Raw genomic sequence first — 16633 nt, 5'->3', positions numbered from 1 at the left:
TGAGCATCCATCATGTCACCAACCAATTCGCGGGACGACATCACGATCGTTCGCCAGATGTATCAGGCGCTTGTGCTTCACTACATGGAGGCCAAGACGCAGGCTGAAATCGCCAAGGAGCTCGGCATCTCGCATGCGACCGTCAACCGGCTGATCAAACGCGGTCATCAACTCGGGCTGGTCGAGATCAAGATCAAGTCGCCGGTCGAGCAACTGGTCGACATCGAGGCGCGACTTGTCGCGATAGGCGGCATCCAAAGGGCCGTCGTCGTCCCTTCCGTTTCGGACAATCCGCAGACCGCGCTCCAGCGCGTCGGCGAGGCTGCGGCCAGGCTGGTGCTCGAGACGATCAAGGACGGCGATACGATTTCCATAACGGGAGGCAAGGGGGTGAGTGCCGTGGTCGCCGGTCTCAAGCCGAACCGCAGCTACGACGTCGAGGTTATTCCCGCGACCGGCCTGGTCCAGGGCAAGCATTACACCGACGTCAATCATGTCGCGTCGCTGATGGCCGACAAGCTCGGCGGGCGCGCCTTTCAGATTCACGCGCCGTTGTTTGCCGACAGCCCGGCCCAACGCGACATGTTGATGGGCGTCCGGGCCGTTTCGGACGTCTTCAGCAAGGCGCGGGAGGCAACGCTTGCGGTCGTCGGCATCGGCTCCATCCTGACCGACGATTCGAGCTACTACGATCTGCACCCGTCCTCGAGCGCCGACCGGCTGGCCATCGAGCGCTCGGGCGCGGCGGGCGAGCTGCTCGCCCATCTCATAGACGGCAACGGAAAGCTCGCCGACTACAGCCTCAACCGCTCACTCGTTTCGCTGACGCTCGAGGAATTCGCGACCATTCCGCAGTCGATCGGGGTCGCAAGCGGCGCAAGCAAGGTGGTCCCGATCCTCAGTGCCATGCGCGGTTCTCACCTCGATACCCTCGTTACCGACGAAGCCACCGGCTTGAAAATCCTCGAGCTCGCCGAAGGAAATGCAGCATGAATTCTCGACAAATCACCCGCTCGATCGGCAAGTCCGGCGTTGTCACGTCGGCAGTCGGGCTCGGCACCTGGGCCATCGGCGGCTGGATGTGGGGTGGCACCGATGAAGCAGAATCGGTCGCTGCGATCCAGGCGTCTATCGATGCCGGCGTCTCGCTGATCGACACCGCGCCGGCTTACGGTCTCGGCCGTAGCGAGGAGATCGTCGGCAAGGCCATCAAGGGCCGGCGCGACAGCGCGGTCATCGCCACCAAATGTGGCCTGAACTGGCATTCGAAAAAGGGCAACCACTTCTTCGATCAGGACGGAAAGCCGGTGAACCGATATTTGGGCGCCGACGGCATCGCTTATGAAGTGGAGCAGAGTCTGAGGCGGCTCGGCACCGACTATATCGATCTCTACATCACCCACTGGCAGGATCCGACGACCCCCATTGCCGAAACAATGGAAGCGCTCGAACGCCTCAAATCAGCGGGCAAGATCCGAGCCATCGGCGCAAGCAATCTCAACGCCGCCGAGCTGCAGCAGTACGTAGAAGCTGGCCAGCTCGACGCGATCCAGGAAAGATATTCGATGCTGGATCGCGAGATTGAGCAGACATTGCTGCCGATCGCGCGCCGGCATCAGGTGGCCGCGCTCAGTTACTCGTCGCTTGCGCTCGGCTTGCTTTCGGGCGCGATCGATCCGACGCGTGAGTTCAGCGGCGACGATCAGCGCAAAGACAATCCGCGCTTCTCTCAGGCCAACCGGCGCAAGATAGCGGCTTTGAAACATGCCCTGACCCCGGTCGCGGAGGTCCACCAGGCGACCATGGCGCAGATCGTCATCGCCTGGACGCTGGCGCAGCCCGGCATCACCTTCGCATTGTGTGGAGCGCGAAACGCCAAACAGGCGCTCGACAACGCCAGGGCAGGGGAGATTTTGCTGAGCGCTGCGGAACTGGCGGCCGTCGATGCGGCGGTGGACGGGCATCTCGTGGCGATAGATGCGTGATCGAAAGCGCATCTCGAGATGAATCGCCTCCAGACGATCGCCGGCTTGCGCGAGAACCCCAATGTTGACGTGCTCGTCATAGGCGGCGGCATTAACGGCATCAGCGTGTTTCGCGAACTCGCTTTGCAGGGCGTCGATGTGCTGCTCGCCGAAAAGGGCGATTATTGTTCTGGCGCCAGCGCAGCCCTCTCGCGCATGGTCCATGGCGGCTTGCGCTATCTTGAAAATGGCGAGTTCAAGCTGGTCCGCGAATCCTTGCTCGAACGCGATCGGCTGTTGAAGAACGCGCCGCACTACGTTGCGCCACTGCCAACCACAGTGCCTATCTTCGATCTGTTCTCAGGCATGGCAAATGGCGCAGTCCGCTTCCTCGGGCTAAGCCGTCGTCCGGGCCGGCGCGGCGCATTGGTCATCAAGACCGGCCTGGCGATGTATGACTTCTTCACCGCCGCACGGCGCGTCGTCCCGACGCACAAATTCAGAAGCCGCGCTGAAACGCTCAAGGTCTGGCCTGCAATCAATCCTGCTATTCGCAATTCGGCGACATATTATGATGCCTGGGTCAGCCACCCCGAGCGGCTGGGTACCGAGATGCTGCGCGATACCATGAAGGAGAAGCCGTCGGCCCGGGCGCTCAACTATGCATGCGTGTCGCTCGACGACGCCAGCCTGGTGCTTAACGACGGACTATCCGGCGAAACGATGGCCGTGAAGCCGCGGCTCGTCGTCAACGCCACAGGCGGCTGGATTGACTTGACCAATTCGGCGATCGGAGCCGTTGCACCGAAGCTCATGGGCGGCACCAAAGGCTCACATCTGATCGTCGACAATCGCGAGCTTCATGACGCGCTCGACGGTCACATGATCTACTACGAGAACGAGGACGGCCGGATCTGCATCCTGTTCCCCTATCTCGGCAACGTGCTGGTCGGCTCGACGGATATCCGTGTCGATGATCCCGACCAGGCGCGCTGCATGGATGACGAGCGGCAATACATTCTGCAGTCACTGTCCTTCGTGTTTCCAGGGATCGAGATCGCCGATACCGACATCGTCTTTCAGTTCACCGGGGTGAGGCCGCTGCCGATAAGCCAAGACAGTTTTACAGGGCGCATCCCCCGCGATCATTTCTGCGAACTCGTCGAGGGCGCCGGTATAGTGCCGCCGACGCTCTGTATGATCGGAGGGAAATGGACAACCTTCCGATCGTTTGGCGAACTGGCAGCGGATATCGTGCTCGAGCGATTGTGCCGAGAGCGCATCGTCGGCACCGAAAACATGCCGATCGGCGGCGGCCGTGATTTTCCGATTGCGCCGGCAAAATGGTGCGCAGAACGCGCAGGGGCGCACGGCCTGTCGCTCGACCGTATGCGCAGCCTTTTCGAGCGCTACGGTACCGAGGCGGATGCCGTCGCTGCCTATATGGCCGCGGTACATGACGAGCTCTTGCCCGGCAGCGACTACTCGGCCCGGGAGGTTCGATATCTCATCGCCAATGAATATGTCGAGAAGCTGGAGGACCTGCTGCTGCGCCGCACGACAGTTGCCATTACCGGTGCTCTCTCGACCGACCTTCTCGATGCGGCTCTCGATGTTCTCGCTGTCGAAAAGAACTGGGACGCCGCGCGCAAGGCATTCGAGCGCGCCGATTTCCTTGCCCTCTTGCAACGCCGGCACGGCGTCGATCTCGACCAGCTATCCCAAAAAGACCAACGAAGGAGCGCCGAATGCGCATCAACAAGAAAGTCCGCATGAACCGATTGTTCGGCGGAGCACGCTGTCTCGACGTCGCAATCGACCATGGCGTGTGCAACGAGCCGTCATTTCTGGAAGGGCTCGAGGATATGGCCGGCGTCGTCACCCAGCTGGTCGCCGCGGGACCGGACGCCATTCAGATGAATTATGGCCAGGCCGATCTGCTGCAGTCCTTGCCTGGCAAGGACAAGCCAGCATTGGTCATGCGCATAGACATGGGCAATCCATACAACAAAACCCGCCATCGCTCGATGTGGGCGATCCTGCAGAACGAAGCCGAGCCGCTGATCGGCGCGCTGGAAATGGACGCGGCCTGCGTGGTCGTCAACCTATTCATGCTGCCCGATGAGCCGGACCTATTCCGGCAATGCGTCCACAACATTGCCCGTGTTCGCGCCGACTGCGAAAAATACGGCCTGCCGCTGATGATCGAGCCGCTGGCAATGCTGCCCAACTCGGAGCGCGGAGGCTACATGGTCGACGGCGACCCCGAAAAGATCGTCACCCTGACCCGGCTTGCCAGCGAGATGGGCGCCGACATCATCAAAGCGGACCCGACCACCGATCCGAACGACTTCCACCGGGTCGTGGCGGCGACACGCTGCCCTGTCCTTGTGCGCGGTGGGGGCAGGGAGGATCTGCGCGCCGTTTTCGACAAGTCGGCGGCGCTGATGGCACAGGGCGCGGCCGGCATGGTCTATGGCCGCAACATATACCAGCATTCCAACCCTCGTGCCGTGGTGAGAGGATTGATGGCGATCATCCATGACAATGCGGACGGCGCGGCAGCCTGGGAGCTCTACCAACAAGAATAAGTTTGGCAGCTTGGGAGGAGCTTCAATGCAGCAATACATTCTGGGTCTTGATGCGGGCAACACCGTCATCAAGGCCATCATTTTCGACACCGCCGGTCGCGAGCTCGCGCTCGCCGCTCGGGACGGCCGCTCCTGCATGCCAAAACCCGGCCATGTCGAGCGGGATCTCGGCGAATTGTGGCGCAACGCTGTCGAGGTCATCCGCCAGTGCCTCGACCAGTCGGGCATCGACCCCAGCGACATCGCGGCAATCGGCTGCGCCGGCCACGGCAACGGGCTCTATGCGCTGGACCGCAGCGGCGACCCGCTGCTCGGCATCCAGTCGCTCGACACACGCGGCGTCGGCATTGTGAGCGAATGGGCGGCCGCGGGCGTTGGCGACCGGACCTACGTCCACTGCCTGCAACGGCCCTGGGCGGCGCAGACGCCGACGCTACTGGCGTGGCTCAAGCGCCACGAACCGGCGGTTTTCGCCCGAATAGGCACCGTCTTCCTGTGCAAGGATTTTGTCGTCAACCGCCTCACCGGCGCACGCTCGACCGAGACCTCGGACATGTCGGGCTGCGGGCTTTTGCAGATGCCCGGGCGACGCTACGAGCATGAGTTGCTGGCCACCTACGGTCTCGACGATTGCATGGAACTGCTGCCGAACGTGCTGGAAGCCTCCGACATCGCTGGCCATATCACGCGCGATGTCGCCGCCGCCACCGGCCTTATGGCGGGCACGCCTGTGGTGGCGGGACTGTTCGACGTCGTCGCCAGCGCCATCGGTTCGGGTGTCACCAGCACCGGCGCCGCCTCCATCATTGCCGGCACCTGGAGCATCAACCAGGTAATCACCGACGAGCCGATCCGGGATCCGTCGATCTTCATGCTGTCGACATTCGATCCGGTGCGCTACCTCGCAATCGAATCGAGCGCCACTTCGGCCGCAAATCTCGAGTGGATCGTCCGTGAGTTCTTCGAGCATGCACCGCCGGCAGGTGGATCGCCATTCGAGATCTGCAGCGAGCTTGTTGCTTCCGTCGATCCCGCGGGAGACATGCCGATCTACCATCCATTCCTTTACGGCTCGCAGCAGAATGGCAAGGCGCGTGCAGGTTTCTACGGCATCGCCGGCTGGCACACGCGGGCGCATATGCTGCGCGCACTGTTCGAGGGCGTCGTCTTTGAACATCGGCGCCATGTCGAGACGCTGCGTCGAGCAGGAGCCACGGTCAGCCAGGCGGTTCTTTCGGGCGGCGGCTCGCGCAGCGCCATCTGGCCGCAGATATTCGCCGATGTGCTTGATGTGCCGGTGACCGTGGCGCGCAGCCGCGAGACTGGTGCGCTGGGCGCTGCAATTGCAGCTGGGACGGGCGTCGGCATGTTTGCCGACTTTTCCGCGGGCGCGGCCGCGATGACCGCACCCGACCGCTGCTACCAGCCTAATGGCGGGATCGCACCGGTCTATGAGCAGCGCTATCGTCTGTATGGTGAGATCAACCAGGCCATGGGTCCGCTATGGGACAGGATGGCAAGCGAACGGACCTTTAATTGACACAGACCGCTGCCGATTTTGGACAATATGACTTCATCATCGTCGGCGCGGGTTCAGCCGGCTGCGTGCTGGCCAACAGACTGTCGGCCAATCCAGGCATGCGCGTGCTGCTTCTGGAGGCCGGCGGCAGCGACCGCTACCACTGGGTCAACATTCCGATCGGATACCTCTATTGCATGGGCAACCCGCGCACCGATTGGCTAATGAAAACCGAGCCGGAGGCCGGGCTCAACGGTCGTGCGCTCAACTATCCGCGCGGCAAGCTTCTGGGCGGCTGCTCGTCGATCAACGGCATGATCTACATGCGCGGCCAGGCGGCCGACTATCATGGCTGGCGGCAAGCCGGAAATCTTGGGTGGGGCTGGGACGACGTGCTTCCATATTTCCGCAAGTCCGAGGACCATTTTGGTGGCGCCAACGATCTCCATGGTGCCGGTGGCGAATGGCGCGTCGAGCGGCAGCGCCTGTCCTGGCCAATCCTGGATGCCTTCCGCGATGCTGCCGAGGAACTCGGCATTCCCCGGACCGACGATTTCAACGGCGGAACCAACGAGGGATCGGGCTATTTCGAGGTCAACCAGAGGAAGGGCGTGCGCTGGAATACCTCGAAAGCGTTCCTGCGGGGCGTGCTGCGGCGGCCGAATTTGCACGTCGTGACCGGCGCCGAGACCGAGACCCTGGATTTCGACGGAGCTTGCGTCAATGGCGTTGTCTTCCGCATGGGCGGTCGGTTGCATCGTGCGCGGGCAGGCGAGACGATACTTGCCGCTGGCGCGATCAATTCGCCGAAGCTGCTCGAGCTTTCCGGCGTCGGGCGACCTGCCGTGCTTGGCGCCGCAGGTATCCCGGTTCGCCATGCACTCGAAGGCGTCGGCGAGAACCTGCAGGACCATCTCCAGATCCGCACAGTCTTCAAGGTCGCCAATGCCTCGACGCTTAACCAGCGCTACCACAATCTGTTCAGCCGCGCGGCCATGGGCGTCGAATACGCCATCCGTCGCACCGGACCGCTGTCGATGGCGCCGAGCCAGCTTGGCATCTTCGCCAGAAGCGACCCACGCATGGAGACGCCCGATCTCGAATACCACGTCCAGCCGTTGAGCACTGACCGGCTGGGCGAGCCGCTGCATCGCTTCCCCGCAGTCACGGTTTCGGTCTGCAATCTCAGACCGGAAAGCCGCGGCACTGTCCACATAGGGGTGGCCGATCCGCAGACTGCCCCAAAAATCCGGCCGAACTATTTGTCTACCGAGGGAGACAGGACCGTGGCTGTAGCCTCGCTCCGCCATGTCCGCCGTTTGATGAAGGCACGCGCCGTCGCCCGTTTCGCGCCTGAGGAAATTCTGCCTGGTGCGCAATATGAAAGCGACGGAGATCTCGTCCGCAAGGCCGGCGATATCGGTACTACGATTTTCCACCCGGTTGGCACCTGCAAGATGGGCGCGGATTCGATGGCGGTGGTCGACGGCCGGCTGCGGGTGCACGGCATTTCCGGCCTGCGCGTCGTCGACGCTTCGATTATGCCGACGATCGTTTCCGGCAACACCAACTCTCCAGTGGTGATGATCGCCGAGAAGGCATCGGAAATGATCTTGCAGGACGTCAACCATGAGAAATGATCGTCGGTGACTGCGACCTCTTGCTGGTATTCTGGCTCCGAGTTTTGCTCCGGGTACCGGGACGGAGGACTGCAACCTGGGTGTTCTGGACTGGGGTTCCGATCTTCCGCACAAGGTGAAGGTGTTCGATCCGAGGGGGCGGCTGCCGCAGGACCAGCTGTCCTGGCGATGAAGCATTCGCGCAGGACAGGGGCGTTGGCCGCAGGCGTCAGCGCCAGCCCAAGGCCGGAGCGACATGGGTCAGGATCGCCTCAATGACATGCGCGTTGTAATCGACGCCAAGCTGGTTGGGAACGGTGAGCAGCAGCGTGTCGGCCTCCGCGATGGCCTCGTCCTTCTTCAGTTCCTCGATGAGGACGTCCGGTTCGGCGGCATAGGTACGGCCGAACACGGCGCGCCTGTCCGCTTCGATGTAGCCGAAATGATCCTCGCTTTCATTGCTGCCGAAATAGGCGCGGTCTCGATCGTCGACCAGCGCGAAGATGCTACGGCTCACCGACACCCGCGGCTCGCGTTCGTGACCGGCCGCCTTCCAGGCTGCACGAAAGGCCCGGATCTGTTCGGCCTGCTGAATGTGAAAAGGCTTTCCGCCCTCGTCGAATTTGAGCGTGGAACTCTGCAGGTTCATTCCCAGTTTCGCCGCCCATTCCGCGGTGGCATTGGTGGCGGCGCCCCACCAGATCCTGTCGCGCAGACCCTCCGAATGTGGTTCGACGCGAAGCAGGCCGGGCGGGTTTGGAAACATCGGCCGCGGGTTCGGCTGGGCAAAGCCTTTGCCCCGCAAGACTTCGAGCAGCACTCCCGTGTGTCGCCGGGCCATGTCGGCGTCGCTCTCACCCTCCTGCGGGGCGTAGCCGAAGTAGCGCCAGCCGTCGATCACCTGCTCGGGCGAGCCGCGGCTGATGCCAAGCTGCAAACGTCCGCCGGCGATCAGGTCGGCAGCACCGGCGTCCTCGGCCATGTAGAGCGGGTTCTCGTAGCGCATGTCGATCACCGCTGTGCCGATCTCGATGCGGCTGGTCCTGGCGCCGACTGCCGCCAACAGCGGGAATGGCGAACCAAGTTGCCGTGCGAAATGATGCACGCGGAAATAGGCCCCGTCGGCGCCCAGCGCCTCGGTAGCAACGGCAAGCTCGATGGACTGCAGCAGAGCGTCGGAGGCTGATCGCGTCTGCGATTGCGGCGAGGGTGCCCAGTGTCCGAACGACAGAAATCCGATTTTTTTCATGAGAATGCCGCGTCAGAGTGAAAGGCGTCCTCGTTATCTAGGTATTGAACCGCTCGCTTGCCACGCCAATCCGGACCGGCAGATGAGAACAAGGATAGGGAGGGGTTTTGCCCTCTGAAACCTGGAAGCATTGGTCAGGCTGCAAAATACTCCGAGACCTCTGCGGCTCCGAACGGCGCGTGCACCCAAATGCTGCGAGCGTCCGCTACCGAGCCGGCTTCCAGAGGAGCTTTGGTGCATCCGTCTCGTAGGCCTTGCCGTTGGGATAGCTGATCAGCTCCATCTGCAATCCCCACGGTGCCTCGAAATAAACCCAGGATTCGCCGGCTCCCGGTCCTTGCTTTTCGAGTTCGGGCCGGTCGAAGACCTTGACGCCCTTAGCTGTCAGATAGTCGGCGGCCGCCTCGATATCCTCGACATAGAAGCAAAGGTGGTAGCCGCCGATGTCGCTGTTTCTCGGATAGATTCGCTTCTGGTCGGGCGCCTGGAAATCGAACAGTTCGATGTTGCTGCCGTTCCCGCAGCGCATGAAGACGACTTCCTTCATGTTGGCGCGCGGATGGATGTTCATCTTGTCCTGCATGAAGGTGCCATTGTCGTCCTTCATCGAGCCACCGGAATAGATGAAGTCGCAGCCGATCACATCTCCGAAGAAGGCAATCGCCTCCTTCATGTCGGGCACCACGAGACCGACATGGTCCATGGCGGCCAACCCCGGCATCCCTTTTCTGTCGTTCATCTATGCCTCCTGCATAAGAAAATCGCTTCGGTTCAACGCGCGTTGCGGCCGCGGCGAATGAAGTCGGCGACGCGTTCTCCGACCATGATCGATGGCGCGTTAGTGTTGCCTGAGGGCACACTCGGCATGACCGAGGCGTCGGCGACGCGCAGGCCGCCGAGGCCATGCAACCGCAACTCGCTGTCGACCACCGCCATCCGGTCGTTACCGATCCGGCAGGTGCCGGTCGGATGCAGAGCGCCTTGCGCCATCTCCTTGACGTAGTCGCGATAGTTCTCTTTCGTCTGCATCGGCCGACCTGGGTACTGCTCGCGCTTGATCACGGGAGCAAGCGCCGCCTGCGCCATGATCCGCTGTCCAAGCCGAACGCCCTCAGCCATCGTGTCGAGGTCATAGGGGTCGGAAAGATAGTTCGGCACGATTCGTGGCGGTGCGAACGGATCAGGCGAACGCAATTCGACGAAGCCCCGCGACCGGGGTCGGGTTTGGCAGACGTTCAAAGTGCAGCCGTTTCCACTTTCAATCCGCGCAACGCCTTCCTCAATGCCGGAGCCGGCAAGGAAAGCATATTGCAGGTCGGGATGCGGGTCGTCGGCGTTGCCCCACCAGAACGCACCGCCCTCGATGATGTTTGAGCAGACGGGCCCTTGTCGGAACAGTGCGTATTGAAGGCCGGCCCAAAGCTTCCAATGCAACTTCTTGTATTTGTCGTAGCCATCTGGTCCGTTGAGCTCATAAATCAGGTAGCAGTCCATGTGGTCCTGCAGGTTGCGGCCGACGCCCGGTAGGTCATGCACGACGGGCACGCCGATCTGCCGCAGATGCTCCGCCGGGCCGATGCCGGAAAGCAGCAGCAGGCGGGGCGAGTTGATTGCACCGGCCGACAATATGACTTCGCGCTCGGCACGTGCGACGAGCGAGCGCCCACCTTGGACGTATTCGACCCCGACGGCGCGATTGTCCGCGACCAGGATGCGCGTAGCTCGGGCGCCAGTCTGCACCTTGAGGTTTGGCCGCCTGCGCGCCGGCTTCAAATAGCAGACAGAGGCGCTGGCGCGCCGGCCGTTGCGCGCCGTGATCTGGTAAAGGCCCGCGCCGGCCTGCACGCCGCCGTTGAAATCGCCGACATAGGGGATCCCCGCCTGCTGGCAGGCCTTGAGCCAGGTCCGCGTCAACGGGCTGACATACTGCGGATTGGAAACCTTCAGCGGCCCCCCAGATGCATGTGCCTCGCCGGCTAGCGTGTCGTTGTCCTCGGCGCGCAGAAAAAAGGGCAGAACGTCCTTGTAGGCCCAACCCTCCGCACCTTGCTCGGCCCAGCCGTCATAGTCTGATGGAATGCCGCGGATATAGAGCATCGCATTGACGGAACTGCCGCCGCCCAGCACGCGCGCCTGCACCATGGTCGGCGGTGTGGCCTTTGGGTTCTCGGCGGTCGGCTCCTGTTCGAAACGCTGCAGCAGACTGCCGGTCGCGGTCTTGTAGACCATCACCGGAAGATGGATTTCGATGGCGCGGTCCTCCGGCCCTTCCTCCAGGAGAAGCACGGAACTGCCGGCATCTTCCGAGAGCCGCGATGCGGCTACGCAACCGGCGGAACCGCCACCGATGACGACGTAGTCTGGCATGATGCTGTCTCTGGTGCACAAGCGGTACGATGGGCGGACGGCAGCCGCGCAAGCGCAGCTGCCGTCCGTAGAGAGCGCCGGGGAGGATGCGCCTTCTGGCTGGATGTGACGGAAGCCTCAGCCCGCCTTGAATTCGTTCCAGGCGGCGACCCAATCGGCATAGGTCGCATACTGCTCCGACTCGAGCGGCGGGATGCCGAGGAGCGGAGCAGCTTTGAAGATCCCTTCGACATCGGAATAGTCGAACAGCGCCTTGGTTTCGGGCGGCAGCAGGTCGACCGCCTTCGACGAGACGACACCGGCTGCATTGCGGGTGACGACCTTGGCCTGTACCTCCGGCGAGATCGCCTGGTTGAAGAATTCGTAGGCGGCTTCCTCATTGTCTGCGCCAGGCGGCATGAACCAGGCGTCGCACCAGGTTGCGGCGCCCTCCTTGGGAATCGTGTAGATCGTCTCGACCCCTTGCTTGGCCGTCTCCGTTGGGATGCCGGTCCAACCCGCGAAACAGGCGGCGACTTCGCCCGAAACCATGAGCGACACCACGTCGCCGTAGGTCAGGCTGATGGTGCGGGCCTGATCGCGGTAGAGCTTCAGGTGCTCGAACGTCTTGGCCATCTCGTCCTTGGTTAAGTTCGGGAAACTTGTGAAGCCGGCCAGCACGGCGGCGACCGGCCACGTGACAAGCGTGTCGTCAACCAGAACGATTTTGCCTTTCAGCTCAGGCTTGAGCAGGTCCTTGTAGCTGGTCGGCTTGTCCATCAGCTTTGGATTATACACGATGGTGTTGAGGCCCCAGGCATAGGGCACACCATGGAGTTCGCCGTTCCGGAACCAGGTCGGCTTATCATAGAAGACGTCGAAGAGGTTGTCGGCGCTGTAGTTCGGCAGCTTGGACCTGTCGAGCGGCTTGGCGATCTTCAAAACGTCGAGATACAGGTCGGCGTAGCCCTGGTTGTATTCGGCGGCGTCGAAAGGCGGCGGGTTGGGCACGCTGAACTTCGTGGTGACGTCATCCTGGTTGCCCATCGCCGAGACTTCGACGTTGAGGCTATTTTTCGAAATCCAGTCGGCAAGCTCGTCGGTCAGCTCCCAGCCTTCCCAAGCCATGATCTGCAGGTCACCGGAGGCGGCGTGTGCCAGATTGGGGATGAAAGGCGCGAGCATCGCGCCGCCGGCAAGGGCTGTTGCGCCGCCAAGAAATGACCGGCGGCTCGTTGCGAATTGCATGACTTCGTCGGTGGACCAGATTTTTCTCATTGTCGAATTCCCCTTTTTGAGATCCGTTAAGAATTTGATTGTGTTGGCATCCGCGCCGCCAAACAATTTCGCATGGGATCGAATGCCGGCGCTTCATGGCGCATTGCGTGCGTCAATGTGCGAATGCCGTCGTCAGAGATGCACAATTTCGGCGACGCGTCAGGCGTGCGGCAGCATGATGACATTGGCCGAATCCCAATAGATGCGGGTTCGGTCGCCTACTGACGGCAAGGCGAGATGGCCGTTACGTTGCACCTGGATGCGGACCGGCGACTGGTCGTCCAGGCGCACGGTGTAGAACGAACGGCTGCCGATGAAGACGACATCCTCGACTGTACCTTCGGCCGACTGCGCCGCTTCACCGCCCTGGAAGCTCAAGGACTCCGGGCGGATGGAGACGATGATGCGCTCCGATACCTGGCGATCCTGAGTCTCGGCGCCGAGGAAAGGAATGCCGGCCGTCGTGACCGCAGTGGTGCCGATGCCATTGACCGCGCTGACGGTCGCATCGAACAGATTGGTCTCACCGAGGAATTTGGCGGCGAACAACGATTTCGGTCTGGCGTACATGTCCTCGGGCCGGTCGATCTGCACGATGCGGCCCTTTTCCATCAGCACGACGCGATCCGACAGGATCATCGCCTCGTCCTGGTCATGGGTGACGTAGACGAAGGTGGCTCCCGTCTCGGCATGGATGCGCTTCATCTCGGCCAGCATGTGCTGGCGGATTTTCAAGTCGAGCGCGGCGAGCGGCTCGTCGAGAAGCAGTACCTTGGGGCCGTTTACCAGCGCGCGGGCCAGCGCCACGCGCTGGCTCTGGCCGCCACTGATCTCGTCGATGTAACGGTTGGCGAAGTTGTCCAACTGCACGATGTTCAGCATGCGATTGACCCGCTCCTTGACTTCGGACTTCGGCAAACCCTTAACCTTCAGGCCGAATGCGACGTTCTCGAACACGTCGAGATGCGGAAAGAGTGCGTAGCGCTGGAACACCATGTTGACAGGCCGGCGTTCGGGCGGCGTGCCGGCGCAGTCGTTGCCGTCGATGCTGATCGTCCCCGAAGTCAGCGTCTCGAACCCGGCGATGAGGCGCATGAGCGTAGTCTTGCCGCACCCGGATGGTCCGAGCAGCGTCAGGATCTCGCCTTGGCGGATCGACAGATTGATGTCGGTCAGCGCGGTAAAACTACCGAAGACTTTCTTGCCATCGCGGATATCGATGATCGTCTTGGGATTGGTCATGGCAAAGGCTCCAACTGTTCCACGCGGCCGGCGATCGCGGAGCGGCGGCGCGCCTGACCGATCAGCCAGGACGCAACCAGGATTGCGATCGAAAAAAAGAGGGCGAGCGTCGAGATGGCGTTGACGAGTGGCGTCACCGTGCGGCGCATCATCGACCAGATGTACATCGGCAGCGTGGTCTCTGTGCCGGCGACGAAGGACGTCACCACGAATTCGTCGAAGGAAACCGCGAAGGCGAGAATCGAGGACGCAATCAATGTCGGCGCGATCAGCGGCAGCGTAACGCGGGCAAAGGTCTGTATCTGCGAAGCGCCCAGATCGCGCGAAGCCTCCTCCAGCGAAGGATCGAACAGGGCAAGACGCGCCTTCATGGCGACGATCAGGATCGGGATGGCGATGACGACATGGGCGATCACGATCGTGACGGTCGAGAGCTGAGTGCCTGACTGGGCGAAGAGGACGAGCAGCGACACGCCGACGAACAGGCCCGGCAGCGCGATCGGCGTCACAGTCAGCGCTTCGATCATGCCGCGGCCGGCACGGCCAAAGCGCAGCCAGGCCAACGATGCCGTAGCGCCGAGCAGCAGGGTCACCAGTGCTGTGAGGAGGGCAACCGTTAGGCTCTTGATCACCGCGGAAGCCAGTTGCGCATTGCCGAGCAACTCCTCGTACCAACGCAGCGAAAATCCTGCGAAGGGGAAGGACAGCGACGGCGACGCATGGAATGAGAACAGTACGATAATCAAGAGCGGCGCGAGCAGGAAGGCCAGGATGGCCCAGACGATGATCCGCAAAAGCACAGTCAGATCTCCCGCTCGGTTTTCGCCCGCCGCTTGACGATCAGGCCGGTGGCGCGGCCAAGCACCGTGATGAACGCGTAAAGGACGATCGAGATACCGAACATCAGGAAGGCCTGCGCCGCACCCAGCGGCCAGTTGCCGGTCTTGCGGAACTGGTCAGCGATCAGGAGGCCCGTGGTCTGTCCAGATGAACCGCCCAGCATTTGCGGCGTCACGTAGTCGCCCGCGACAAGGATGAAAGTCAGCATGAAGGCGCCGATCAGGCCGTTGGCAGCGTTGGGGGCGATGACCTTGAAGAACGCGCCTATCGATGACGTGCCTAGGTCGCGCGCCGCATCGATCAGATCGCGCTTGATCTCGCTCAATGAGGACACGACGAGCAGGATGCAGAACGGCAGGTAGATATGGACCAACGTGATCGTCACCGCGAACGGGCTGAACAGGAAAGCCGAGACCGGGTGATCGATGACGCCGAGCTGCAAGAGCACAGTGTTGAGCACGCCATTGGTGCCGAGCAGCGTGCGCCAGGCGTAGATGCGCACCAGATAGCTCGAGAACCACGTGATGAGGATGAGATAAAGGATGGTCTGCGAACGGCTGACATAGACAAGATAGTAGCCGACCGGGATCGACAGGATCAGCGTGACCGTGGCGGTGAACAGGCCGATGCGGATGGCGTTGAAGGTAACCTTCCAGAAGACGGGCGAGGCTAGCGAGCCGAGATAGTTGTTGAACTGGAAGTCCGGCACGATGCGGTAGGATGCGGACGACCAGAAGCTGTAGGCGAATAGGATCAGGCTCGGTACGATGAAGAACACGAGCATGTAGAGTATCGCCGGCGTGGCCAGCAATGTCCCCGTTCTCGTGCGTGTAAGACTCATTTGCAGCACTCCCGCAGGGCTTCGTCCATCGCCGCCCATCCGAGCCGGCTCCGTCCGAGGCTGTCGGCGCCGATCAACGGCGCATTCATGGTTCCCGTCGGCAGGTCGTCAGATCGACCGATCCGTCGCCTGCTCTTGCCAGGTGATAGTCCGCAGTTTCGCGCCAGTTAACAATTTCGCACGACAGGGTTTCCTGAAGCGATCTTGCGCACACTGCGCGAAGTATTGCTTCCAAACCGAGGTATCTGCCACCGGGATAAATTAGTCCATCAGGCCCTTACGTCGGCCGCATCGAGAACTGCAGAGATCGAGGCCGCGGATTTCGTTGCGATCTCTTCGGCCGACATGGCTGCCAGCATCGGGGAAAAGACCTCCGGTCCGACCTGGTTGAGGTCGCCGCCCTCGGCCAGGATCCGGATGATCTCCACATTGGGAAAGTCGCCGTCACCCGGAAAGAACCTGTTGTAACAATCATCCTTGATCGAGATACCGGCCGGAAGATCGAGCGGCCCGTCGTTCAGTTGCAGGCAGTGGATCATGCCGCTGGGAATCTGGCGAAGGGTATCGAGCTTCGAGCGGCTGCGGACGAAATGCCAGACATCGAAGACCAGACCGGAATTCGGCTGGTCCGCTGCACTGACGATTTGCCAGGCCATCTCCAGCGTCGGCACGCCCCACAATGGTATGAATTCGAGATCGCAAATTACCCCGTAGGTCGCGGCGCGACGGCATATGGCGGCGTATTGCTGGGTGATCTCGTCGATCGACATCGCATTCAACGGGAACGTGGCATTCAGGCTCATATGCGTGCAACCCAGTCCATCGATCAGCCGAAAGAAGGCGTCCGGCGCCGTGTCGACGGTGCGGATATAGGCTTCGTCCATGTTGTCGGGACGCCAGATGCGCGGCCAGGTATTGAGCGGATCGAGCCGGGTGATCGAGATGCCGTCGTCGGCTGCTCGTGACTTCATCTCGGCAAAGCTCATGCCGTCTTCCAACAGCCGCTCGACCTCCAGCGGCATTAGCGAGAGTTCGCCGAATCCGGCCAAGCGCGTAGCGCGAAGCTTTTCCTGGAATGGCAGGTGCGCCACGTTGGAAAACGGCATCATGGTCGAATTGACGGGGCCTGCCAAAATCGCGCTCC

14 protein-coding genes and 1 pseudogene are annotated in these 16633 nt (G+C 61.9%); 7 read left to right on the top strand and 8 right to left on the bottom strand.

Translation table 11 applies throughout. The features are described from left to right. Positions 1–12 precede the first annotated feature (12 nt). The 7 genes and pseudogenes from ABID19_RS15485 to ABID19_RS34340 all read left to right on the top strand — a co-directional run. Complete coding sequence (locus ABID19_RS15485; RefSeq protein ID WP_354491823.1) at positions 13–993, top strand: sugar-binding transcriptional regulator; 981 nt, start codon at positions 13–15, stop codon at positions 991–993. Continuing rightward, entirely contained in the window at positions 990–1985 is a 996-nt protein-coding gene (locus ABID19_RS15480; protein ID WP_354491821.1) for an aldo/keto reductase, read from the top strand. The genes ABID19_RS15485 and ABID19_RS15480 overlap by 4 nt, the downstream gene beginning before the upstream one ends. Before the next feature lie 18 nt (positions 1986–2003). Continuing rightward, entirely contained in the window at positions 2004–3740 is a 1737-nt protein-coding gene (locus tag ABID19_RS15475) for a glycerol-3-phosphate dehydrogenase/oxidase (protein ID WP_354491819.1), read from the top strand. Further along, complete coding sequence (locus tag ABID19_RS15470) at positions 3713–4555, top strand: class I fructose-bisphosphate aldolase (RefSeq protein WP_354491817.1); 843 nt, start codon at positions 3713–3715, stop codon at positions 4553–4555. Before ABID19_RS15475 ends, ABID19_RS15470 begins: the two co-directional genes overlap by 28 nt. Positions 4556–4580: 25 nt before the next feature. Then, a complete protein-coding gene (locus ABID19_RS15465) occupies positions 4581–6095 on the top strand; it encodes an FGGY-family carbohydrate kinase (protein WP_354491815.1) in 1515 nt (504 codons plus the stop codon). Continuing rightward, the gene (locus ABID19_RS15460; RefSeq protein ID WP_354491814.1) at positions 6092–7714 is read left to right on the top strand and encodes a GMC family oxidoreductase; all 1623 of its coding nucleotides are present in this window, start codon (positions 6092–6094) and stop codon (positions 7712–7714) included. The genes ABID19_RS15465 and ABID19_RS15460 overlap by 4 nt, the downstream gene beginning before the upstream one ends. 13 nt (positions 7715–7727) lie before the next feature. After that, a pseudogene (locus tag ABID19_RS34340) lies at positions 7728–7886 on the top strand (RES family NAD+ phosphorylase); the annotation flags it as partial. A gap of 36 nt (positions 7887–7922) precedes the next feature. Here the strand turns inward: ABID19_RS34340 and ABID19_RS15455 are convergent. The 8 genes from ABID19_RS15455 to ABID19_RS15420 all read right to left on the bottom strand — a co-directional run bounded on the left by ABID19_RS15455 (position 7923) and on the right by ABID19_RS15420 (position 16622). After that, on the bottom strand, positions 7923–8942 hold the full coding sequence (locus ABID19_RS15455) for an LLM class flavin-dependent oxidoreductase (protein WP_354491812.1): 1020 nt from the start codon (positions 8940–8942) through the stop codon (positions 7923–7925). A 205-nt stretch (positions 8943–9147) separates the two neighbouring features. Next, a complete protein-coding gene (locus ABID19_RS15450; RefSeq protein WP_354491811.1) occupies positions 9148–9681 on the bottom strand; it encodes a VOC family protein in 534 nt (177 codons plus the stop codon). Between the two features lie 32 nt (positions 9682–9713). Beyond that, the gene (locus tag ABID19_RS15445) at positions 9714–11309 is read right to left on the bottom strand and encodes a GMC family oxidoreductase (RefSeq protein WP_354491809.1); all 1596 of its coding nucleotides are present in this window, start codon (positions 11307–11309) and stop codon (positions 9714–9716) included. A 117-nt stretch (positions 11310–11426) separates the two neighbouring features. Further along, the gene (locus ABID19_RS15440; RefSeq protein ID WP_352936359.1) at positions 11427–12566 is read right to left on the bottom strand and encodes an ABC transporter substrate-binding protein; all 1140 of its coding nucleotides are present in this window, start codon (positions 12564–12566) and stop codon (positions 11427–11429) included. A 159-nt stretch (positions 12567–12725) separates the two neighbouring features. Further along, positions 12726–13808, bottom strand: coding sequence for an ABC transporter ATP-binding protein (locus tag ABID19_RS15435; RefSeq protein ID WP_354491807.1), 1083 nt, complete (start codon positions 13806–13808; stop codon positions 12726–12728). Beyond that, the gene (locus tag ABID19_RS15430) at positions 13805–14608 is read right to left on the bottom strand and encodes an ABC transporter permease (protein WP_354491805.1); all 804 of its coding nucleotides are present in this window, start codon (positions 14606–14608) and stop codon (positions 13805–13807) included. Before ABID19_RS15430 ends, ABID19_RS15435 begins: the two co-directional genes overlap by 4 nt. Before the next feature lie 2 nt (positions 14609–14610). Continuing rightward, positions 14611–15489, bottom strand: coding sequence for an ABC transporter permease (locus tag ABID19_RS15425; RefSeq protein ID WP_354491803.1), 879 nt, complete (start codon positions 15487–15489; stop codon positions 14611–14613). Positions 15490–15758: 269 nt separating this feature from the next. Next, entirely contained in the window at positions 15759–16622 is an 864-nt protein-coding gene (locus ABID19_RS15420) for a sugar phosphate isomerase/epimerase family protein (RefSeq protein ID WP_354491802.1), read from the bottom strand. Positions 16623–16633 lie beyond the last annotated feature (11 nt).

The sequence above is a fragment of the Mesorhizobium robiniae genome (genome assembly GCF_040545535.1).
GTDB lineage: Bacteria > Pseudomonadota > Alphaproteobacteria > Rhizobiales > Rhizobiaceae > Mesorhizobium > Mesorhizobium robiniae.
The sequence above is the reverse complement of the archived record's forward strand: the minus strand, read 5'-3'. Positions and strand labels throughout refer to the sequence as shown.